Annotated in this window: 15 protein-coding genes; 8 read left to right on the forward strand and 7 right to left on the reverse strand. The window is 70.8% G+C overall.

Translation table 11 applies throughout. The features are described 5' to 3' along the window. Positions 1 to 87: 87 nt before the first annotated feature. Positions 88 to 1,647: a hypothetical protein gene (locus tag IPQ09_03510; protein MBL0193288.1), complete on the reverse strand. Its 1,560-nt coding sequence runs from the start codon at positions 1,645 to 1,647 to the stop codon at positions 88 to 90. A gap of 135 nt (positions 1,648 to 1,782) precedes the next feature. Between IPQ09_03510 and IPQ09_03515 the strand changes: the two genes are divergently transcribed. Beyond that, the gene (locus IPQ09_03515) at positions 1,783 to 2,994 is read left to right on the forward strand and encodes an aminotransferase class I/II-fold pyridoxal phosphate-dependent enzyme (GenBank protein ID MBL0193289.1); all 1,212 of its coding nucleotides are present in this window, start codon (positions 1,783 to 1,785) and stop codon (positions 2,992 to 2,994) included. A gap of 208 nt (positions 2,995 to 3,202) precedes the next feature. Here the strand turns inward: IPQ09_03515 and IPQ09_03520 are convergent, their stop codons facing one another. Both IPQ09_03520 and IPQ09_03525 read right to left on the reverse strand, forming a co-directional pair. Beyond that, positions 3,203 to 6,667 (reverse strand): BamA/TamA family outer membrane protein, encoded by a 3,465-nt coding sequence (locus IPQ09_03520; protein MBL0193290.1) that lies wholly within the window; start codon positions 6,665 to 6,667, stop codon positions 3,203 to 3,205. Between the two features lie 108 nt (positions 6,668 to 6,775). Further along, positions 6,776 to 11,314, reverse strand: coding sequence for a translocation/assembly module TamB domain-containing protein (locus IPQ09_03525; protein MBL0193291.1), 4,539 nt, complete (start codon positions 11,312 to 11,314; stop codon positions 6,776 to 6,778). Between the two features lie 89 nt (positions 11,315 to 11,403). On the opposite strand from IPQ09_03525, the gene IPQ09_03530 reads away from it, so the two are divergent. The 3 genes from IPQ09_03530 to IPQ09_03540 all read left to right on the forward strand — a co-directional run bounded on the left by IPQ09_03530 (position 11,404) and on the right by IPQ09_03540 (position 13,253). After that, entirely contained in the window at positions 11,404 to 12,114 is a 711-nt protein-coding gene (locus tag IPQ09_03530) for an RNA methyltransferase (protein MBL0193292.1), read from the forward strand. 2 nt (positions 12,115 to 12,116) lie between these two features. Then, entirely contained in the window at positions 12,117 to 12,356 is a 240-nt protein-coding gene (locus IPQ09_03535) for a CDGSH iron-sulfur domain-containing protein (GenBank protein ID MBL0193293.1), read from the forward strand. 72 nt (positions 12,357 to 12,428) lie between these two features. Further along, positions 12,429 to 13,253 carry a zf-TFIIB domain-containing protein gene (locus IPQ09_03540; protein MBL0193294.1) on the forward strand — a complete coding sequence of 275 codons (825 nt, stop codon included), beginning with the start codon at positions 12,429 to 12,431 and terminating at the stop codon, positions 13,251 to 13,253. A 524-nt stretch (positions 13,254 to 13,777) separates the two neighbouring features. Here IPQ09_03540 and IPQ09_03545 read toward each other — a convergent pair. Genes IPQ09_03545 through IPQ09_03555 form a run of 3 tightly spaced genes read right to left on the reverse strand, consistent with a single transcriptional unit; the run spans position 13,778 to position 17,063 of the window. After that, positions 13,778 to 14,017: a DUF2132 domain-containing protein gene (locus IPQ09_03545; protein MBL0193295.1), complete on the reverse strand. Its 240-nt coding sequence runs from the start codon at positions 14,015 to 14,017 to the stop codon at positions 13,778 to 13,780. A 59-nt stretch (positions 14,018 to 14,076) separates the two neighbouring features. Continuing rightward, a complete protein-coding gene (locus IPQ09_03550; GenBank protein MBL0193296.1) occupies positions 14,077 to 15,918 on the reverse strand; it encodes a glycosyltransferase family 39 protein in 1,842 nt (613 codons plus the stop codon). Beyond that, positions 15,915 to 17,063, reverse strand: a complete 1,149-nt coding sequence (locus IPQ09_03555) for a hypothetical protein (GenBank protein ID MBL0193297.1) — start codon at positions 17,061 to 17,063, stop codon at positions 15,915 to 15,917. The genes IPQ09_03550 and IPQ09_03555 overlap by 4 nt, the downstream gene beginning before the upstream one ends. Before the next feature lie 188 nt (positions 17,064 to 17,251). On the opposite strand from IPQ09_03555, the gene IPQ09_03560 reads away from it, so the two are divergent. The 3 genes from IPQ09_03560 to IPQ09_03570 all read left to right on the forward strand — a co-directional run bounded on the left by IPQ09_03560 (position 17,252) and on the right by IPQ09_03570 (position 20,391). Continuing rightward, a complete protein-coding gene (locus tag IPQ09_03560; protein MBL0193298.1) occupies positions 17,252 to 18,769 on the forward strand; it encodes a hypothetical protein in 1,518 nt (505 codons plus the stop codon). A gap of 142 nt (positions 18,770 to 18,911) precedes the next feature. Next, complete coding sequence (locus IPQ09_03565; protein ID MBL0193299.1) at positions 18,912 to 19,397, forward strand: universal stress protein; 486 nt, start codon at positions 18,912 to 18,914, stop codon at positions 19,395 to 19,397. Between the two features lie 58 nt (positions 19,398 to 19,455). Then, positions 19,456 to 20,391 carry a flap endonuclease gene (locus IPQ09_03570; GenBank protein MBL0193300.1) on the forward strand — a complete coding sequence of 312 codons (936 nt, stop codon included), beginning with the start codon at positions 19,456 to 19,458 and terminating at the stop codon, positions 20,389 to 20,391. 2 nt (positions 20,392 to 20,393) lie between these two features. On the opposite strand, the gene IPQ09_03575 is transcribed toward IPQ09_03570, so the two are convergent. Further along, positions 20,394 to 21,191, reverse strand: a complete 798-nt coding sequence (locus IPQ09_03575) for a dienelactone hydrolase family protein (GenBank protein MBL0193301.1) — start codon at positions 21,189 to 21,191, stop codon at positions 20,394 to 20,396. A gap of 137 nt (positions 21,192 to 21,328) precedes the next feature. Here IPQ09_03575 and IPQ09_03580 point away from each other — a divergent pair, with 137 nt between their 5' ends. Next, entirely contained in the window at positions 21,329 to 21,706 is a 378-nt protein-coding gene (locus tag IPQ09_03580; protein ID MBL0193302.1) for a hypothetical protein, read from the forward strand. The last annotated feature ends 86 nt before the right edge of the window (positions 21,707 to 21,792 follow it).

Here is a 21,792-nt window from a genome sequence, read left to right on the forward strand (position 1 = left end):
GGCGCCAACATGGCAAGGCACCCCACCGCGGGACGGCCGCCGTGACAAGTTGTCAATCGCTCGGGCGCGTCGAAGACACGCCCCGGGCTACTCTTCGTCGCTGCCCCCCTCCGGGCGCGTGGCGGGCTCGTCGGTCCCGAGCTCGCCGGTGGCCAGCTTGAACGGGATGATGCGCGTCGCGGCGGGCGCGCCGCACTGGAGGACGGGCTTGGACCCGGCCTTCTCCAGCAGCTCGATGACGCGCTCGGCGGCGGCGCGGCTCGTGTGGTGGACGCCATGGACGTGGCGACCGCCGACGACGGTCTCGAGCAGCGTGGCGCCATCGACCTCGAGGTGCCCCGAGAGCGCGCGCCGGAGCTCGGCGTAGGTCTGGTGGTTCGGGGGGATGGGGCCGAGCGCCACGAAGTACGTGCTCGTACACTCGGCGATGGGCAGCTCCTTCGCGCGCGCCACCTCGGGCCAGTCGATGAGCGAGGCGGTCGGCGCGCGGTTCAACAGCGAGTGGATGAGATCGTCCCCGTCTTCGATGGACGCGGCGACCCACACGTCGTCGACGGTGCGCGCGGACACGGTGAGCGGCACGAACTGCGGCGGCTTCCGCAGCACGTACTTGCCCGCGATCTTGGAGAACGTGAGGTGCTCCACCTCGCGGAGCTGCGGGAGCGGGACCGGGTGCCAGCCGTCCTTCGGGTGGCGCCGCCACACGTGCGCCGAGCGCGCCGCCGCCTGGGTCTCCACGACGAACAGCGCACCGTCGGTACCCTCGGAGAACGAGAGGATCTCGCTGAACTGCTCGGGCACGTCGACGAGCGACCAGTCCTTCCCGTTCCACTTGGCGGCGTACGGCTGCGCGTTGCCCTTCAGGATCTGCGTGGCGGTCACGAAGATGCCCGTCTTCTGTGCGTGCAGGTGGACGTCCTTGACCTGCCCGTCGGGCGGAAAGTGACCAGGCAGCTTGTCGAAGACCCCGGTCTTGCTCCCGCCCGTGAACCGCTGCACGACGAGCCTCGAGTCGCCCTCGCCGCACGCGCGCCCCGCCACCAAGACCTCACCCTTCCGCGCGCCGACCGTCTCCCAGCAATACTTCGTGTCGAGGGCGAGCCCAGAAGGCGCCGCCGCGTCGGTGATGAGCTCGACCCGAGCCCTCGCGTACGGCCGCGGCGCCGCGGGATTGCCGACGAGGACGAACGCGCCGTGCTCGTCGACGCCCATCGCGATGTACCCCTCGGCGCCCTGGCCACGGAACGAGGGGCCCAACGCGCCGGCCTTCACCCGGCGCACCGAGTTGCCGATCAAGGTCTCGGCGAACACGTAGAGATCCTCTGGCGTGCCGCCGACCGCGTAGATCTGCCGCGCGTCGGGGACCTGCGCGAGGGGCTTCGTCAGGTTGGTCGTGGCCGCGACCATGACGCCAGACGAGACGAAGTCGCCCGCGCCGAGCTGCGAGTGCAAGCGCGTGACGCCGTTGCGGCTTCGGGTGTGCACCGCGAAGGGCATCTCCACAGGGTCGATGATCGTGGTCGGGGCCCCGCTGCGGGCGCGCTCGGGCAGCGGAGGCGGCCCGGAGGGCCCCTTGAAGACGGTGGGGCCGCACCCGCCCGCGACGAGTCCGAGAGCGCCGACGAGCCCGAGGAGTGCGGAGCGCATGGGCCGTGAGCGTACCTGAAACCCCAGCCGAACGCGCTCCTCACCGACACGTCGCTCGGCACCGACGAGGCGCCGGGTCGGGGCACGGCGAGCCGACCCGAGACAACCACCCGCGACGCGCCTAAGGTGTCGCGCATGCCGAGCCTCGTCCCCTCCCGCGCTTCCCGCCCCTCCGACGACCCGATCTTCGCGCTGAACCGCGAGGCCAACGCCCGCAAGGCGAAGGGCGAGGCCATCGTCAACGCGACGGTGGGCGCCCTCCTCGACGACGACGGCGCGCTCTCGGTGCTCCCCTCGGCCGCGCGGGCGGTGCGCGAAGTGCCCGAGGCCGAGTGGGCGGCGTACGCGCCGATCGCCGGCACCCCCGACTTCCTCCGCGCCGTCTGCGACGACCTCTTCGCCACCGGCGGCGTCGACCCGAGCCTCCGCGCGGCCGCGTGCGCCTCGGCCACGCCCGGCGGCACGGGCGCGCTGCGGCACGCGCTGGCGAACTACCTGGAGCCGGGGCAGAAGCTGCTCACGACCTCGCACTACTGGGGCCCCTACCAGACGCTCGCCGACGAGAACGCCCGAGGCGTCGACACGTTCCGCATGTTCGACGACGCCGGCGACCTCGATGTGGGCGCGCTCGACGCGGCGCTGGGCGCGCAGCTCGCGTCGCAGGGGCGCGCGCTCCTCTTCCTGAACGACCCGTGCCACAACCCGACCGGCTTCTCGATGTCGATGGACGAGTGGGCGAGCGTGGCCGAGGTGCTGGACCGTCACGCGTCGAAGGGCCCCGTCACGTTGCTGTCCGACATGGCCTACTACGCTTACGCCGGCCGCGAGCCCCGCGCGTTCATGCGCCACCTCGCGCCGCTGCTCGGCAAGATCGGCCTCTTGTTCGCGTGGAGCGCGTCGAAGTCGTTCACGCACTACGGCCTGCGCGTCGGCGCGCTCGTCGCATGCGAGCCGGACGCGGACGCGAGGGCGCGCACCGAGGCGGCCCTCGCCTACGCGAGCCGCGGCACGTGGTCGAACTGCAACCGCGGCGGGCTCGGCGCGGTGACCCGCCTGCTCACCGATCCGACGGTCCGCGACAGCTGCGTCGCCGAGCGAGAGTCGCTGAAGGCTGTGCTCGCCGCGCGCGTCACGGCCTTCAACGGGGCCGCGCGGGGACGGCTCCGCTACCCGCGCTACGACGGGGGCTTCTTCGTCACCGTGTTCGCCGACGACGCGCAGGAGCGGGCCGCCCGTATGCGAGAGATGGGCGTGTTCGTCGTGCCGGGCAAGGGCACGCTGCGCGTCGCCCTTTGTGGAGTCGCGGAGAGCGACGTCCCTCGCCTCGTCGATGCGCTCGCCCAGTAGCTAACTAACTAACACTACTGCGAGAGGTTCCCTCTCGCTACGCAGTTCGCTGCGCGAACGGCAGTACTAGCCCTGTCCCGTAGGGGGCGCGGCGCCCCCTCTCGGCCACAAAGCTGGCCGATTCACCCCTCCGGCTTGTCCGCTCCCGCGGCCAACTACCACCACTGCGAGAATGAAGTCTCGCAGGTGTGCTAACTACGGCGCGCGCTCAGAAGAGGCCCAGCGAGAAGCTGAACGCGAACGGGTCCTCGTAGAGCGTCTTGCGCGTCACGTTGTAGCCAAAATCGAAGGCGAGCGGCGCGATCGGCGTCTTGAGGCGTAGCCCGGTGCCGACGTCGGCGCGGAGCGGAAGCTCGCCCTTGGCGAAGGGATATCCCACGGCGCGCCAGAGGTTCCCCACGTCGGAGAACACCACGGTCTCGATCGGGCCGCCGAGCGGGATGCGCAGCTCGAAGCGCTGCACCGCCATGAGATCGCCACCTCGCACGGGCGCCGTGGTGAGCGTGAACCGGTTCGGATCGGTGCTCCCCTCGGCGGCCACGAGGCTGTCGAGGTCGTCCTGCGGGATGAACTGCTGCACGTACCAGCCGCGCATGTCCTGCCCGCCCAGGAAGAACAGCCGGTCGGGGTACGTGGTGGAGGTCGACTTGAGCTGTTGGATGACGCCGATGCTGGTGGAGGACGCGAAGCGGAGCTTCCACGGCGCCTTGAGATAGAAGGAGAACTTGTTGAAATATTTCATAAAATGGCTCTCCTGATCGGCCAGGGAGCCGCCGCTCTCGAGGAGCGGATACGCATCGACGTGCTCGACCGAGGAGACGAGCAGCGTGCCGCGCGTCGCGTCGAGGGGGTTGTCCCTGCGGTCCCACGTGAAGACGCCGCGCTGCGCGACCACGAGGGTTTCGCCGTCGGGGAGGTTCAGGATGCGGGCTTGCGCGAAGAGCTGGTCGCTCGAGACGCCGGACTGGGAGGCGAGCCCAACGAGGTACTCGCGGAGGTTGCTCGCGGCGAGGATACGGAGGTTGTTGAACTCGACGCCCTGACCGAACTGGAGGGTGATCTCTCGGAGCGGCCGGACCGTGATGCTCGGCGTGAACGCGAACTTGGTGAGGTAGTAGTCGCGCCTCAGGTCGTGCGTGCCGACGGCGTCGATGCCGAACCCAACGAGCGGACCCAGCCCGATCTCCGGAAACTGGATGCCCACCGTCGCGCGGCTGCCGAGGCGCGCCTCGAAGGGGAGGCTCTCGTAGTTCTGGCGTGCCGTGCTGTCGAGGATGAACGCGGTCGGCAGATACGAGAGCTGGAGCAGGGCCGTGAAGCCGATGGCGCGGCCGAAGAGATTCTTGTGGCCGTACTCCACCGCGACGCGCGCGCCCTCACCCGTGGAGAGGCCGGGCGCGATCTCCACCGAGTGCCGCGGTCGCTCGACCACCGTGACGACCACGGTCTTGTTGCGCTGAGGGACGTTCGGGTCCTCGAGGGCCACCGCGACGCTGGAGAAGACGTTGAGCGTAGCGATGCGCTCCTGGGTCTTGCGCACCTCCTCGGACCCGTAGGGCTTGCCTATCTCGAGCGCGATGCGCTTCTCGATGGTCTGCAGCTTCGTGTACACGTTGCCGCGGATCTTGATGGCGGCGACGAACACTTGCGGCTGCTCGTTCACCCGGAAGCGCACGTGCGCGCGCGAGCGATCCTGCGACAGGGAGAGCGTGTAGGTCGCCTCGGCGAACGCGTAGCCCCGGCGCTGATAGGCATCGACGACGCGACGGCGCGCCTCGTCGAGCTTGGCGGAGCTGGCCGCCTGGCCCATCTCGAGCGCCACGGTCTTCGCGAGCTCCCGCGTCGTGAACGCGCGAACCCCCACGAACGACGCATCGTAGAGGGTGCTCTGCGGGCCGAGCCGGATGGGGATGCGAAGCGCGAGGTAGGGCGCGCACACGACGCCCTTCGCCCGGTCTGGCGTGCAGCCGAGGCGGGCGTCTGGCGGGGGCAGCGGCTGCGGCAGGCCCTCGAGATCCAGGTGGCAGCCCTGGCTCTGCTCGATGACGGGCACCGGCACGCAGGTGCCGGCCGGCGAGGACGCGGCGCACGTGGGCCGCACGACCTGCACCGGCCCGACCTCCGCCGAGAGGAAGCCCTCGGCGCGGTAGAGCTCCTGCACGTGCTTCACGGCCCGATCGTAGGTGTCGGGGAGGTAGGTCGTGCGCGGCTTGAGGTCGGTCGGCGTCACGCGTGTGCCCGCCGTGTGCGGTCCGATGAGCCCGTCGAGGCCGCTCGGTCGCGGCGACTGGAAGAAGTCCTGCCCCGGCAGCTCCTCGTCGAGGTAGCTGTCGATCTCGCCGCCGATCGACGGGAACGTGCGGGGCGCGTCTTGCACGCGCGACAGCTCGGACTCGCGCAGGCAGGGGTACTCACGAGACAGCACCTGAACGCGCGGATGCTCGCGGATCGTGAACGCGAGGACCACGAGCGGTCCATCGAGCTTGCCGCGCACCTCCGCGGACACCTCGACGTCCAGGTAGCCGCGCTTGCGGTAGTACTCGCTGAGCTTTTGCACGAGGTGCCCGAGCGACAGATCCGGGTCGTCGGCGACGCCGAGCGCCGCCTCGAGCACCGACGCGTCGTAGTGATCGTTGCCCTCGAAGCGCGGAGAGAACCGCGGCCCTGGGTCCATGCGCACGCGCAGGATCACGTCGGCCCCCGCGGCCACGAGATCGCTCGTGACGGCCGCGCGATGAAAGCCGCCGGCGCGGAGCTTCGCCTCGAGGTCGGCGTTGGCCGCCGCGATCGCCGCGTCGCTCGCGCGGTCCCCCGCAAGCACGCGGTAGGCCTGCGTGATCGTCGTGAAGTCCTCGGCCTTGCCCCGCGTGAAGAAGAAGACCTTGCGGTCGATGCGGCGCGGCGGCCCAGCCACCACGTCGATCGTCACGACCACGTGCGCAGCGTCGCGGCCGGCGCTCGTCCCGATGGCGACGTTGGCGGCGGGAAATCCCTGCCGGGCGAGCAGTGACGCGATGCGCGCCTTCAGCCGCGGGATGTCGCGCGCCACGAGCTCACCGCCCTCCGCCAGATCGGCCTCCCGGGCGATCTCGTCACGGGTGATCGGCGCGTCGTGGAGCGCGACGTGCACCGCCCCGATGATCTTGCGAGGCGACAAGCGGATCGTGAGCGTGGCGCCGCCGCGTCCGTCGTCGGCGGCCATGGCGATCCCGTCGGCGAACTGACCGCTCGCGAGCGCGCCGTCGAGGAGGCGCCGCGCGAGTGCCCCCGAGAGGCTCGTGCCCGCGGGAGCGTCGAGCCGCGGCGCGCGGATGTCCGGCCAGAGCGGGTCTTCGACCACGGCCTCGACACGCGTGACCACGCGGCCCTCGAGGGCCCGCACCGAGGCGAGCGCCTCGTCGAGGTGCGGTTGGCTGGGGGCGGTAGGCGGTGGGGGCGACGACGGGATCGGAGTGACCGCCACCGGCGCGGGCGGGCCCGCGTGCGCGCCACGACCGGCGAGCAACGACAGCGCCGCGACGAGCACGACCACGACCACGGCGCGCCCGCGCGCAGCGACCGCGCCGAGCGCCACGAGCGTCGCGCCCCCAACAAGCGGCGGCGCGGGGGCCTCGCCGGCGGGGGGCGGCCCGTGGTCGGGAGCGCGGTCGTCCGTTCGCGGCCGGAGCCTCATCGCGCCGCGTACCGTAGCGGATTCCCCGGCGACGCGGGCTACCTGTTCTCTTGGTCGGCCCGCCGGGCAGCTACGCGAACGTGGGGACAACGAGCCGGGACGCGCTCCTCACTCGAACTGGAGCCGGAAGCGAAAATCGACGCCGAGGTTCGGGAACGACGCCGAGGCCGTGTTGTTCACGTTGTCCGCGGTGGCTTGGACGCTGGTGCTTCGCGACAGCCGCCACTCGACGTTCCCGCGGATCTGATCGTCGGTGAAGCTCTTCGTGATCGACGCGCGCACGTCGTCGGTGAGGCGACGGCCGACCGTGATCTGCGGCTCGGTGCGGCCCGTGCGCGGCGAGTACGAGCTGCCGAATCGAAAATCGTCAATGACATTGACGGCTTGCTTCACCGCGCCGCCCGTCCCGCTCACGTTCGCGAACGCCTGGGCGATCGCCGTGCCGAGGTCGCCGATGCGCGCTTGGTCGAGCTCGGTGCGGGTGAGGCCTACCGTGAGCAGCAGCACGATGTCCTCGCGCGACAGGGCCGGATCCGCGGTCATGTCGAGGCGAAGATCCTGCCCCTCGGCGTACTCCCCGTAGGCGTGCAGGTTGATGCGCCACGAAGCGCCGCTCCTCCCGGTCACGCTCTGCTGCGCCGACACGTTGTTGCCGCTCGAGAACCGCCGAAAGTCGGTGCTCGCGACGATGTCGACGTACGGCTGGATCTTCGACGCGTCCTCGAACGTGATGATGGCCTGCTGGACGTCGAAGTCGTTCGCGAGCAGGTGGAGCCGCCCGCCCGGGAGGGCCCGCACCTCGCCCCGCAGACCCACTCGCTGGTTCGTGCCCGAGACCTGGAGCCCCTGCGGCCCGAGGCCGAGCTGCGCCTCCACGAGGTTGTTGCGGATCCGCAGCGGGGCGGTCGAGCGGACCACGAGATCGGGCCCGAGCACCACGGTGTCGAGCGAAGGATCGTAGCCCTTCACGGCCGTGCGGGCCGCGCCTCCGCGGAGCGCGTCGTTCACGTCGATCGCCATGGGGCGGGTGTACTCGAGCGCCGAGAGCGACACCTCGCCCGACACGTGCGGCAGGCGCGCGCTGCCCGCGCCCGTCGCGAGGGCGTTGTAGGTGACGCGCAGATCGGTATCCACGGCCGCCGTCACGCCCTCTCCCGGCTTGAGCTGGAGCCCGCGCGACACCACGCGCGCCTCCATCGAGCCGAGCTGATTGCCGCGGAGCGGCGCACGCCCCGTCAGCGAGACGACGCCGCCGGCGAAGTCCGCCTTCGCGCGGGTGATCCTCAGCTCCTCATCGTCGGCGACGATGTCGACGTTGAGCGACGAGATGGCGCTCGGCAGCCCCTGGACGGTGAGCTCGGCGTCGCGGAGGCGCGCCTCTCCCGAGATGTCCGGCTGCAGCGCGCGCCCGGTGACTCGCACGGCCCCGCTGAGCTTCCCGCTGGCCCGCGTGAGCTTGGGCACGATGCCGGAGAAGATGCCGAGATCGACGGGCGCGAGCTCGGCGCGGAGATCGAGCGTGGGGTCCTTGCTGGAGACGCGGGCGAGGCCACCGCGCAGCGTGAACGTGCCGTGGAAGTTGTTGCCGGAGGCGATGTCGAAGCCGAGCGGCGGCAGCGCGATCGAGTCGTCGCTGTAGAGGATCTGCACGGGCGTGGGCTGCCACGCGATGCGTTGGTCACCGCGGAAGAACGAGATCGACTTGGGCGCGAACGCGACCTTCGCGTTCGCGAGGTCGTCGAACCGCAGGCGCTCGACCTGCATGTCCGCCGAGAGCTCGCCGCCGGTGGTCTCCACGGGGTCGACGGCGTCGAGTTGGTCGGCGCTGCGCGGGGAGTAGCTCGCCATGCCGATCACGAGGCCGAGGTCGACCTTTCGGAAGAGCGCCTTGCCAGAGAAGTTCGGAGATTTCTCCCGTGATATCGCGACGTTCTCGAGCATGATCTGGCGATCGAAGAGATCGCCGGAGAGCAAGTAGTCGCCCGCCGAGCTCGTGTCCGCGAGGTACGCCTGGAGGTCGAACGGCTTCGCCGGCGGCAGGCACTTGCCCGTCGTCCTGCGCGGGGTCTCCTTGGGCGGCGCGGGCACCATCTCGAAGTGCACGTGCGATGCGCCGAGCTTCTTGCCGCGAAAGCGGACCGGCGTGACCTCCGCGTCGCCGTTCACGTAGATCGCGCTGCCGGTGCCGCCCACGCGGGCGACGACGGACACGGCGCCGTCGACACCAGGCGCCGCCGCGCCGAGCGCCGCGATGCGCGACAGCGGGACGCCGTCGACGGCGATGTTCCCCCGGAGCGCCCCTCCCCTCGCGAGCTGGAGAGAGCCGAGCACCGACCCGACCGGGCTCTTGCCCTCACGCTGCACCTTATGGAGGGTGAGGGCGCGCACGAACAGCTCCGCCCCGTCGATGCCGCCGCGCGGGTCGTACCAGCGAAACTCGAAGTCGCCCTTCCCCGCGTCGAAGTGCTCCCCGAACAGCATCACGTCGCGCACCGAGGCCTGCGACGCGACCGAGATGAAGCCGCCCTTGCACTCGTCCTCCGGGCCGCCTAGCGCCACGTGCAGGCGCACTGTGGCGTCGTCGACTCGGCCGTCGATCGGATCGAAGCGGGGATCGCGGTGGAGGCCGAAGATCGATAGAAGGCCGACGTCGGCCTTGGGGTCGCGTTCGCGTTCGCGGGCGGGCTCCTTCAGGAGGAAGCTCTTCGTGGTGATCGTGGCGTCGAGCCGCATCGCGGCCGGCCCGCCAAAGTCGAGGCGCCCCGTGGGCATCTGGTACTTGCTCTTGCCCTTCGTCCCCGAGATCTCGGAGAGATCGAGCACGCGGCCGCGGAGCGCGACCTTCCCGCCTTCGATGTCGCCCAGCTTGAACTCGTTGAGCTCGTAACCGGTGATCTTCTTCACGACGCCGTCGATCTTCGGATCGCCCTGCGTGTTGTAGACGTCGACCTCCACCTCGGCGAAGCCCTTCATCTTGATGTTGCCGATCGGCGAAATCTCCTCGAGATCTACGCGCGCGTTCGGGATGTCGACGCGCAGGCCGCCCGCATAGCCGATGAACACCACGCGGCCGTCCACCACGCTGCTGCCCGTGACGAGCCTGGGGGAGACGAAGCTCACGCCGTCGGGTCGCACCGCGAAATGCGACTGCAGCTGCGCCTCCCGCAGCCCGATGATGCGGGAGCGGCCGGGATCGGCGACCGGCGAGTCGTACACGGCGAACTCACCGGTGCGGGCGACGAGGTCGGCGTCGAGCTTCAGCGGCACGAGCGACCCGCCGAAGTGCGGCACGTGGACCTCGTCGATGTCCCACCGCACGTGCGTGTGCTGCGAGACCCCGAGCTCCGCCATCAGCCTCACGAAGTCGACGCCACGGATGTCGACCGTGGCCGACACGGCGTCCTCGCTCGCGGGCTCGAGCGGCCGCACCCTCACGCGGGTGAGGTTGGCCTCCCCTCCCGCGATCCTCACCGTCAGGCGCTGGCTCTCCAGCACCTGAGAGCCCTTGCGCGCAGGATCGGTCTCCTTGCGCAGCACGAGGTCCCCGTGAATCTCCTGGGCGAACGTGTAGTGGTCGACGCGTACGCCTTCGGCGTGGAGGATGCCCTTGAAGTCGGGCAGCTCGTCGACGGAGGAGAACTTGGCCTCGCCCTCGAGGCGCACCCACCCGTCGGTGTCCGGCGCGCCGGGCACGCGCGAGGCGAGCGCGATGGGCGCCCGCACGAGCAGGTGTCCGTCCACTCGGGGGAACGTCTGGCCCTCCTCCGGCAAGAGGAGCGTCGTGTGGTGGAGCTCGAGATCGAGGCGCCGCTTGTCGCTGTGGGGCAGCGAGCAGCCGGTGAACGTGTCGCCGAGGGGGTCGAGATCGACGCCGCCGTGGGCGATGAAGCGCCGCACGAGGATGCGCCCTCCCTCCACGCGGACGCGGGCGTCGAGGTCGCAGAGCATGTCGTCCTCCGAGTCGACCTCGACGCGCCGCTTCGCGTCCCCGGGGTCGACCATGCGGAGCCAGGTGGAGCGCGCGACGCCCACCCGAAGCGCGATGTCGAAGTCCGACGCGGCCACCGCCGAGACCTCCTCCGCGGTGACGTCGACGTCGACGTCCGCGAGAGTGACGTGGAACGCGTCGACCGCCAAGTCGACGTGCGCGTCACTCACGCTGACGACGTTGAACGGCGCGCGAAACGGCTTCTTCTCCTTCGACTCGGGCAGGGTCACGTTGAGGTTCGCGAGCTTGCCGTCCTTCCCGATGACGACGCGCACGTGGGGTCCCTCGACGTCGATCTCGTCGATGTCGAGCTTGCCGGCCAGGAGCGCGAAGAGCCGGGGGCGCGCCATCGCGCGCCTCGCCTCGAGGAAGGGGCCGCGGCCGTCGGTCGCCTCGACGCGGACGTTGCGGAGCTCCACGGCGAGAGGCAGGAGCGACAGGCTGAGGTCATAGCGGGCCGTGACGCCTTGCTCCTTGATGAGCTTGGCGGTCTCCCGTGCCGCGAAATCCCGCACGAGGTTCGTGCGCGCCAGGGCGGCGACGCCCACCGGAACGAGCCCGACGAGCGCGAGGAGCACCGACAGGACCAGGGCCAGGGCGCGCCCCCACGCGAAGCGCCGCTTCTTGCGCTGAACGGGGAGGAGGAGTGAGGGAGGCATGCGAGGCTGGGCGAGCTACGCGTGAAAAAGTAGCCCGTCCCGCGGTTTGGTTCCCGGGAATCTTGCCCCGACGGTGCTAAGCGTGCCCCATGCGGAGGAGGTCGGAGGGAGTCGTCGGGGCGGACCACATCGTGCCCACGCTCATCGAGCGGGTCGAGCGACGCGATCCGCACGAGGTGATCGCTCGGCTCGAGCCGTTCGTCACGGAGGAGCGCCGCGCGCGCCTGCAGAGCGTGTTCGCCGCGCGCCTCGAGAGCGTCGCGGTGCTCTTCGACTCGCCCTACGACCCGCACAACGGGGCCGCCGTGCTGCGCTCGTGCGAGGCGTTCGGCGTGCAGGCGCTCCACGTGATCGAGCGCCAGCGCCCCTTCCTCGTCGCCCACACGGTGGCGCGGGGCGCGGAGAAGTGGGTCGACATCGCGCGCCACACGAGCGTCTCCGAGGCCGTCACGCGCGCCCGGGCCGCCGGCTACGAGCTCATCGGCACTCACCCCGAGGGCGAGCTCGCCCCCGAGGCCCTCGCGACCGTCCCGCGGCTCATGCTGGTGCTCGGCAGCGAGCGCGAGGGCATCGCCGAGGAGCTCTCCGCGGCGTGCTCGCGCCGCGTGCGCGTGCCGATGCGCGGCTTCGTGGAGAGCCTCAACGTGAGCGTCACCGCGGCCATCCTGCTCTCGGCGGCGACGCGCGGCCGCGAAGGCGATCTCTCCGACGCGGCGAAGGCGAGGCTCTACGCGCGCGGCCTGTTCTTCTCGGTGAACCGCGCGCGCGAGCTGCTCGACGACGAAGGAGAGGCGCCATGAGCATGCCCCCCACCGACAAGAAGCCCAGAAACCAGGTGAAGGTCACCTTCTTCAAGAATGGCCCTCTGCAAGTCAAGGGGCCCGTCACGCTCTTCGACGGCGACACCCAGACCGAGATCGTGCCCGACGAGCTCCCCGTGTACTTGTGCCGCTGCGGCGCGAGCAAGAACAAGCCCTTCTGCGACGGCGCGCACAACCGCATCGGCTTCAACGGCGCGTGCGTGAAGGGCGCGCGCGGCTGAGGTCGACCGGGGGTACACTCCCCAACGTGATTCGAAGACCACGCCCGACTGGCCTCGTGAAGGAGGGCTCACGTGTATCGTGAAGCCGCCGCGGCTCCCCCCGATCCTGGCGAGTCGTTCTGCTACTTCTGCGGCCGCCGGGGAAGGGCCGATCAGCCCTGCGTCGCGTGCCGAGTCGAGATGCCCGCGATCCCGTGTGCGTGCGGGGCGAGGTGCTCTCCCTTCGAGACGGCGTGTCCCCACTGCCGCGGGCCGCTGCGGGAGCCCGACCTCCCGCCGATGGACTGCCCAGCATGCGCTGCGGCGCACCGGCCAGCCGGGCCGCTCGTGCGCTTCTCCACGGACGATCTCACGCTGCACGGGTGCAACACGTGCCGTGGGGTGTTCGTCGCCGCGCGCGCGTGGTGTTCGCTGCTCCTCTCGCCGCACCGCGCGCCCGAGCTCCCGGCCGCGGGACCGTCGAGCGGAGGGACCCTCGCGTCCTTGAATTGCCCGGCGTGCCGGCGGGAGCTCGAGCGTGGCGCTTTCGCTGGGCGTTCGGGCGTCACCGTCGACCTCTGCGACCGCCACGGCCTGTGGCTCGACGCCGACGAGCTCCGCGGGATCCTCCGGTTCTGCGCGGAGGGCGGCCGCGACTTGTCGGCCGCGGAGGCTGCCCCGCTGGTGCTGCCCCCGCCGATCCGCATGCCGAACACGTTTCTGCAGGCGGGGCTGACGGGGGGCCGGCCCGGGGGCCGGGCCGGAGGGCTGGCGGAGACCTTGACCTTCGGGCTGATCGCGATCGCGCTCGCGGTCGCCGTCTCGGCGATTCAGAAGTGCTCGCGCGATCGCCATTCGTCCCCGGGCAGGGGTGTGCACGACGCCCCCGCGCCGACGGGAGCCGTCGCCGGCAAGTGAGCGAATAGGCCACGACGGAGGCGGGCCCAACTCCACCTGGGCGAGGCTCGATCAGGGCGATCCTCCCGACTTCACCGAGTCCGTCGGCGTGGAGCTCGAGCCGCGCTCCCTCTACGAAGCGCAGCGCGCGCTCCGCTGCGAGAGAGAGGGGCTCGCCTGCCGCTGAGCGCGGCGTGGCCAGCAGAACCTCGGGCAACCGGCAGCGAGCCGTGATGCCGTCGTGACTCGTGAGGTAGGGGCGTCACGAGCGCCGACGTCGCCGCAGCTCGGGCAGATCGGCCAACTCCTCGCGTCCCCGCCGTCCCCGCCCCCTGTCGGCGGAGTCGGCGCGCCCCCGCAGACCAACGGACTACGGAGCGCCCGTGCGCGCCGTGGTCGACCGTCTCTGCGCGAGGCCCGCTCTTGAACGACGTGCCGCGACCCCACGTGGGGCAGCTGGCGTAGATAGGGGTGTACCGCGCGGCCTCCACGGGCCACGTGATTCGGCCTGCGCCTACAGCCGCTGCCCGAGGCCGTCGAGCTCGCTACTCGAGTGGTGTGGGCCCCTGCGGGAGGCTCCGAACGTAGAGGTCCTCCACCTTCTTTCGGGCCCAAGGCGTGCGCCGGAGGAACTTGAGGCTCGACGAGACGCTCGGGTCGAAGAGGAAGCAGCGCACAGGGATCTGCTCACCGAGCGCTGGCCACCCGTAGCGTTCGGAGAGGGAGCACACGATGTGCTCGAGTGTGACGCCGTGCAGCGGGTCCTTCGCGCCGGAATTCGACATGTTCGCACCTTTCGCCGACTCAAACTGACCCCCGAGACCGGGAGATTACGCGACCGGCTTCAGCGCGGAGGTGGCGGTGCGGGCACGCGCCTGTGCAAGCTGACGACGGGCACCCCGTCGTGGGTGAGCACGTACGCCGGCGCGACGTGGCCGTAGTCGCTCCAAATGTTGTAGTCGACCTCCGCCATGTGCAGCTCGTGGTGCACGATCGCGAAGTCGGCCTCGCTCGGCGATCCGACACCGCGCAGGTCAGTGCGGAGGCGCCGCTCGTCGAGCATGCGAAGCCAGGAGTCCCAGGCGGTGTCGTGGATGAACACCGAGGCGTTGGCCGGCGCGTGGACACGCAGCCACGGATCGAGGCTCTGCGTGGTGAACCCCCAGAACTGCCGATTGAGCCCCAGGTCGGCCGCGCCGGGCGCCCCGCCCACGATCGGGACATACGAAGACAGGCCGAACGGGTGCGAGTGCTGGGTGACGACCAGCGGGCCCACGAGCACGCTCGCGCCGAGCCCGGCCGTGAGCGCGGCCGTGAGCGCCCCGCGATGGGGCCCCACGAGCTTGTCCTTCAGCGCCGCCTCGGCCCGGAGCAGCACGCGGTCGAAGCCGTGCCCGGCGAAGATCATGAGGAAAGGATAGGCCGTGATCCAGTGCTTCGTGCCGCCGAAGATGGGAGTCCGCGGGAGCAGGAACACCGCGAGCGGCACGACCACCGAGAGGAAGAGGAGCGCGGTGCTCTCTTCGCGCTGACCTAGGCTGCGCTCCACGGGCGCGGCGGGGGCGACGGGGCCAGCGGGGGCGATCGCGGAGGTGGACTTGGTGAGGCTCCCGAGCAAGCCACGCGCCCACGCCACCACGCGCGCCACCTCCACTCGGCCCCAGCTGCTCGCGCCCACGAAGGTGAGCAGCAGGCTGACCGTCGGGACGGTCGCCAGGATCATGAAGGGCATATACCCCTTTGGAGAAGGCGGGCCGAAGTAGTTCTTCCCGAAGAACTCCATGTTGTAATACTCGTGGTTCATGTGAAACGCGAAGTACTCTTGCCAGCGCAAGACAGGCTCGTTCCACATCCACGGCCACAGCCCAATGAACACGATAGGTCCGAGCACGGCCATCGCCACGAGGGCGGCGGGCACGGGCAGTCGGCCGGCCTTGAGCTCGCGCCCGAGGGTCTCCTTCTGGAAGAGCAGCGCGTGCGGCAAGAACACGCCGGGCAGCATCCACGCGTTGTGCTTGGTCTCCAGGGTGAGGCCGTACATCACGCCGGCGGCGATCGCCCACGCGAGGCCCCCGTCACGCTGCGACCGCCAGTACACGTAGATGCACGCGATCCACATCGCCATGATGGGCACGTCGAAGCAGGCGAGGTGCGCGTGGTAGAACACGTTCGGCATGAGCCCGAGGAGGGCGGCCCCCATGAGGCCCGCCCGCCGCGAGGAGAGCTGCGTCCCGAACAGATACGTGACGTAGACGGCGAGCCCCATCATCACCATTCCGGGGAACCGGAACGCGGTGCTCGCGTCGGCGAAGACCTTCCACTTCTCGTGGAGGACCATCCACGAGAGGGCGAAGAGGCTCTTCATGAGGGAGGGGTGCTCGTGGTTCGTGGCCCACACCGAGTCGATGAAGGGGCGCTTCATGGCCTCGGCCGGGTGCTCGCTCAAGGCGCGGAACCAGGTGGCGTAGCGGCTCGCGGCGCTGAAGTAGAAGCCCTCGTCGCGGGCGAAGCCGAGGTTCCGGGCGGTGCGGAGGAGCCACACGACGTAGAGCGCGCCGAGCCCGAGACCGAAAGCGTGGTCGCGCGGCTCGAGGTCCCCCGCGGCGCGGGCGCGGGCGGCAACGCGGGACGGCGCGGGCGCGGGCGCCGGCTCTTCGGCCTCTTCGGGGAGGGGCGTTTCGCTCACGGGATCACCTCGCGCGTGTCGGCCTCGAAGCAGTAGTGACGGCGGTTCGCGTTGGCGGCGCGAATGTCGGCGATGAGGTCGGTGGTCTTGCCGGCGAGCTCGGGGGTGCCGAACTCGAAGCCTGTCCACCCCATTCCGTCTTTGTGCTCGGCCCGGCCCACGAGCCCGAGCTCGGTGCGGAGGTCGAGCGAGACAGGGACGCCGAGCTTGTCGCGCTCGGCCTCGTTCTGCAGGCCATGGTGGCCATGGAGCGCCGCGCCGAAGCGTACGCCGCGAAACCGCACGCGGAGCACGGCGGCGCCGCCGAGGGGCGGAGCGAACAGGCACACCTTCGGGTCGTGGTCGAGCGCGTGGAGAATGCTCACGCCTACGAAGCTGCCGACGCACTGGAAGCGATCGCCGGGGATCGCGGGGCCCGCGCCCAGGCCGCCCGCCTGCACGCGGCCCGCGGTGAAGGGGCACGGGGTCTCGACCTCGCCATCGACGCGCGACACCGCCATCTTCGACGGGGACACTCGCAGCACGAGATCGTCAAGTACCTTGACTGGATGGGGGTTCTCGTAGGTGCGGACCACGAGGCGGCCGACGGCCTGCTCCTCCAGCACCTTCCAAGCCGCGAGCTCGGGCCGCCGCGCGCCGCGGGCGCTCACCTCGACGGCGCGAGGGAAGCGGGTCTCGTCTGGGCGCGCGGTGCGCGCGAGGGTCGCGAGCGCGTCGCCGAACTGGGCGCGGCCGACCGGATCCTCCCACTTGGGCGCGAAGAGGAGCAGGTCCTCGGGGCGGAGCTTGGCCTGAACGACCACGCGCGCCGCCTGCCAGTCGGCGTCGGGCGCGACGCTGTGAGTCTGCACGAGGTGTGCCCCGAGCTCGAGCGCGCCGACCAAGGGCACGGCGAGAAAGGCCCACCGAGCGACGCGCGCGCCGAGCGTGGCCGCCGGCGGGACCGACGCGGCCCCCGGCGGAGCGGCCTCCGGAAGAGCGGCCTCCGGCGGAGCAGCTCCCTGAAGACCGGTCTCCTGAGGAGCGGCCTCCGAAGAAGAAGCGAGGACCTCGCCTTGGCCAGGCGGGTCTTCCGGCGCGGCGGGCCCGGGGACCGCCGCGCTCGCGGGCGCGGGCTCCGCGTCGTCGTCGCGCGCGTCGGTCACGGGCGCGGCGCCTCCCACGAGTGCGTCGACGGTGAGCTCGGTCTGTCGTTCACGGCGAGACCTCGCCTTCGGCTCGGGCCCGCCTTCGACCTAGGTTCGCCCCTTCGGGGCTCACGTTCAGGTTCAAGGTGCGCGGCAGCTTACACGTTGTGCGGCCGATCGGGGAATCGTGTACCGTGCGCGCGCGCATGCGACCGCCTCTCGGACTCCGCCCCTCGACGCTCGCGTACCTCGCGGTCGCCGTCCTGGCGTCGGCGCCCGCGTGGATCGTGAAGCACCCGCCGCTTCAGGACGCGCCGTTCCACATGGCGACGCTGAAGGTCATCCACGACTTCAACGACCCCGCGCTGCACCTCGCCGACTTCTACCGCTCGAACCTCGGCGGCACGCAGTACGTCTTCACGTACCTGCTCGGGTCGGTGCTCGCGTACGTGGTGGGCGTCCCCTTCGCGCACGCCGCCATCTCGTGCCTCTACCTCGGCGGCACGCCCCTCGCGCTCCGGCAGCTGCTCCGCGCGCTCGGGAAAGACGAGCGGCTCTCGCTGTTCGCGATCCCCATGCTCGTGAACGCGATGTTCACGCTGGGATTTCTCCCCTATCTCCTCGGCATTCCCATCATGTTCTGGGGGCTCGCCGTGGGCCTCGACGACCTGCGCCACCCACGCCGCGCGACGGGCCTGTTCCTCGGAGCGCTCTCCACGATCTTGTTCTTCACCCACGTGTTCCCCTTCGCGCTCTTCGGCGTGGGGTACGCGGCGCTGTTCCCGTGGGAGCGCCCGCGCGCGTGGCTGCGCGCCGCCGTGCCCGTCGTGCCGTCCGTCGCCGCGGCCGCGTGGTGGACCTTCTTCGCGAGCGCCGGCAAGAGCTCGGCCGGCGGGCTCAGCACGCTCTTCCTGCGCGAGCCCGACCTCGGCCTCGCGTTCGCCGAGATCCCCAACTGGACCTTCAACGTCTTCCGCGACACCTCGGATGAGGCCACGGCGCTCCTGCTCCTGCTCGTAGCGGTGACGTCGTACGCGCTCGCGCAGGGCGATCCGGATACGTCGCGCCCAGCGAGCCGGGCCTACGTGGTGCTCCCGATCGTGTGCGGCTTCCTTTACTTCTTCACGGGCGATCAGCTCGGCGACGTGTGGCTCGTGGCGAAGCGCTTCGCGGTGCCCGGCATGCTGGCGTCGATCCCCCTGCTCCGCATGCCGAGGGGCGCTCGCGGAGCGGCGGTCACCGTGGGGCTCCTCGCCGTGGCCATCCACTCGACGGTGAACGTGTGCACGAAGTTCATTCGCTACGAGCGGCGCGAGGTCGGTGACATCGACGACGCGCTCGCCGTGATGGAGCCCGGCAAGAAGGTGGCGGGGCTCATCTTCGACCGGGGCTCGCTCATCGTGAACAACAGCCCGTTCCTGCACTACGTCTCGCATTACCAGGCGGAGAAGGGCGGCTTCGTCCAGTTCTCGTATGCCCACTTCAAGCACTGGCCGTTCTCCTACAAGGACGGCTTCATGCCCCCGCCAGGGCGCCCGCCCTTCCAGCGCTGGGAGTGGATGCCCGAGTCGGTGGTGACCGAGCTCTACCCGTTCTACGACTACGTGCTCGTGCGCGGGCCCGGCTTTTACCCGAAGCCGAACACGTACCATGTGAAGTACCAGGGCGATCACTGGGTCGTGTACGAGCGCGACGCCGTCGCGCAGCCCTCGCCCGTGGAGTGACCGACGGCCGCCGCAGCGGACCGACGCCGTGCGCGAGACGGCCGCATCCGCTGCGCGCGTGCGCACGTTCTGCGCGCGCGCTTCTCTTCACCTCCGCTCGCGACGCCGAGACCGATGGCGCGGGCCTTGCTAGGATCGGGCCATGACCGCGTTCAAGCACATCTTGGTCCCCACCGATTTCGGCGAGACCTCCGCCCGGGCGGTCGACATCGCGATCGAGCTCGCGCGCAAGTTCGACGCCGAGCTCACGATCTTCCACGCGAGTTGGCTCCCGCCGGCGTCGTATTCGGCCTACGCCGAGGGCCTCTACTGGCCCACCGACGAGATGGCGCGCGAGGCGAGGAAGGAGCTCGACACCACCGTCGCGAGGGTGAAGACCCTGTACGCCAAGACCGACGGCGTCATCGGCCAAGGCGAGCCGTGGCAGCAAGTGCTCACCGTGGCGAACGAGCGCGGCGCCGACCTCATCGTGATGGCCACCCACGGGCGCACTGGCCTCTCGCGGGTGTTCCTGGGCAGCGTGGCCGAGAAGGTCGTGCGGCTGTCGCCCATCCCCGTGCTCACCGTCTCGGGCTCGGACGCCGCGAAGGAGCGCGCGCGGGCGCACGGGTCCGACGGGAGCACCTAACAGGTCTCTCTGATCCGGGTACCCCGCGCAACGTGCTCAAAGTTTGGTACGAGTCGTCATGGCCCACGCGACCTACGCGACCCGTGTGCACGCCGTGGACGGCACCTACGAGCTCTATCGCGCGCACTACTCGAAGCGCCCGCGCAAGGTGGCGACGGTCGACGGGCGGGACCTCGACGTCACCGCCTCGGTGGGGCTCGCCGCTTCGCTGCTGGCGCTCTTGGCCGAGCCGAGCGAGCGCGTCACCCACCTCGTCTACGCGTTCGACCACACCATCCGCAGCTTCCGGAACGATCTCTACGCCGGCTACAAAGACGACTCGGGGGTCCCGGCCGAGCTCGCCGCGCAGTTCGGGCTGGTCGAGCGGCTCGTCGCGTCGCTCGGGGTGCGAGTGCTCCCCATGATCGAGGTCGAGGCAGACGACGCCCTCGCGACGGTAGCGGCGTCCTTCCCCGACTGCGCCGTCGACATCCTGTCGCCTGACAAGGACCTCGCGCAGTGCCTCGAGGGCGAGCGCGTTCGCACCGTCGATCGCGCGCGAGAGCGCAGCACCACGTACGCCGACTACCTCGATACCCGAGGCTTCTCTCCTGCGTTGGTGCCCGACTTTCTCGCGCTCGTCGGCGATCCTCAAGATGGCATTCCGGGGCTCGCGGGCTTCGGCGAGAAGACCGTCGCGCTCCTCCTCGCGGCTTTCGGTCCGATCGAGCAGATCCCAGACGACGCGGGGACCTGGCCGGCGGCGATCCGCGGGAAGGAGCGGCTCGCCAACACGCTCGCCTCGCGCCGAGAAGAAGCTGCACTCTACAAGCGCCTCGCGACGCTCGTGCGCGACGTGCCCCTCGGCCTCTCGCTCGGCGATCTCGAGGTCCCCTCGGCCCCCGCGCCCGGCTTCGAGGCGGCCGCGCTCGCCCTCGGGGCGCGCGATCTGGCGGCGCGCGCCGACAAGGTCTTCGGCGAGCGCAAAACGCGCGCCCTCCGCACGGTGACCTGAGGTCAGGCCGCGGGCTCGGCGAGCCGCTCCCGGAAGAAGCCAATGACGCGGTCGAGGGCCTCCTTGGTGGGGTGCCCGTCCCGGTCCACGAGGTCGAGCGTGACGACCGAGTGCGCGAGGCGGCGAATGCCAAACGGGTTGTTGGGGCCGGAGTCGATCTCGATGGCCTCGAGCCCGTCGCCCAGCTCGCGGCGGAGGGTCTCGAAGCGCTCCTTCGGCACGAGCGGGTCGTGCGTGAAGCGCATCGCGAGCACCGGACACCCCTCGCCGACCCGCCGCTTCACCGTGGTCAGCGCCTCCGGCGACAGGTGCAGCGCTGCGCGGTGGCTGGGCGAGATGCCGAAGGGGAGCGACGGCTGGCTCAGGACGGGCGCCATCACGCACGGCTCCACCATGAGCGCGAGGGCGAAGTTGCCCGTCATGCACATGCCGATGGCGCCCACGCCCGGCCCGCCACACTCGTCGTGGGCGCGGCGGCAGAGCGCGCGGAGCCAGTCGGTCACGGGGCTCGAGGCGTGACGCGCGAGGACCGAGAGCTCGCGGCTCACGCAGGCGCGCAGGATCTGTCCCGCCGTGTAGGGCGCGGTCATGGGCTTCTCGGGCGTGCCAAACAGCGTCGGCGCGTACACGGAGAAGCCGGCCTCCCACACGCGATCCGCGAAGCGGATGAGCTCCGGCGTCATGCCGGGGATCTCGTGCATGACCACCACGGCCGGCCCGGTGTTGCGGCGGAGGTAGACGGTGTGTGTGATGCCGTCGTGCGCGAGATCGAAGCTGTCGTAGGCGGAGAGGCGGGTCATGGGTGCACTGTACACGCGGCGAAGAGCGATGTGCCACCGCGTGCCAGACCGAAGCCCCCCGGGCGGTCGAATCGCGGGGAAACCGCGCCGGAGGCTCCGCGCGGCGCGTCGGCACGCTCTCTGCTCTGGGGAGGTGCATGAGCCTCCCCGGCCGTCTCGCCGCGCTCGCCGCGCTCGCCTCGCTCGCCTCGCTCGCCTCGCTGGCGGCCATGACCTCGATCGCCGCGACCGGGTGCGGCGGCATCATCGATCGCTGCTCGGACGAACCCTGCCCGCCGGTGGCCGCCCCCTCGCAGAGCTCGCCTGCCGAGACCACGGCCTCCCCGCCATCCTCCGCGGCCTCCCCGCGGGTCGAGCCGGACTGCCCCCCGCCGTACATGGGCGAGGCCCCCGATGGCCGCTGTGTGTGGTCGTGCGGCGAGGGCACCCGCCCAGGCTCCGGCAGCCAGTGCGTGTGCAGCGAGGGGACGACTGAGGCCGGTGTCGACGCGTTCGGCCGGCGCATCTGCAGGTAGGCAGGTAGGCAGGTAGGCAGGAGGAAAAATAGCTCGCGGTCGTCGCTCTCCCTCGCGGATGGGGTCGAGGTGTGCCAATACCACCC

It is taken from the genome of Myxococcales bacterium (assembly GCA_016720545.1).
Taxonomy (GTDB): domain Bacteria; phylum Myxococcota_A; class Polyangia; order Polyangiales; family Polyangiaceae; genus JAAFHV01.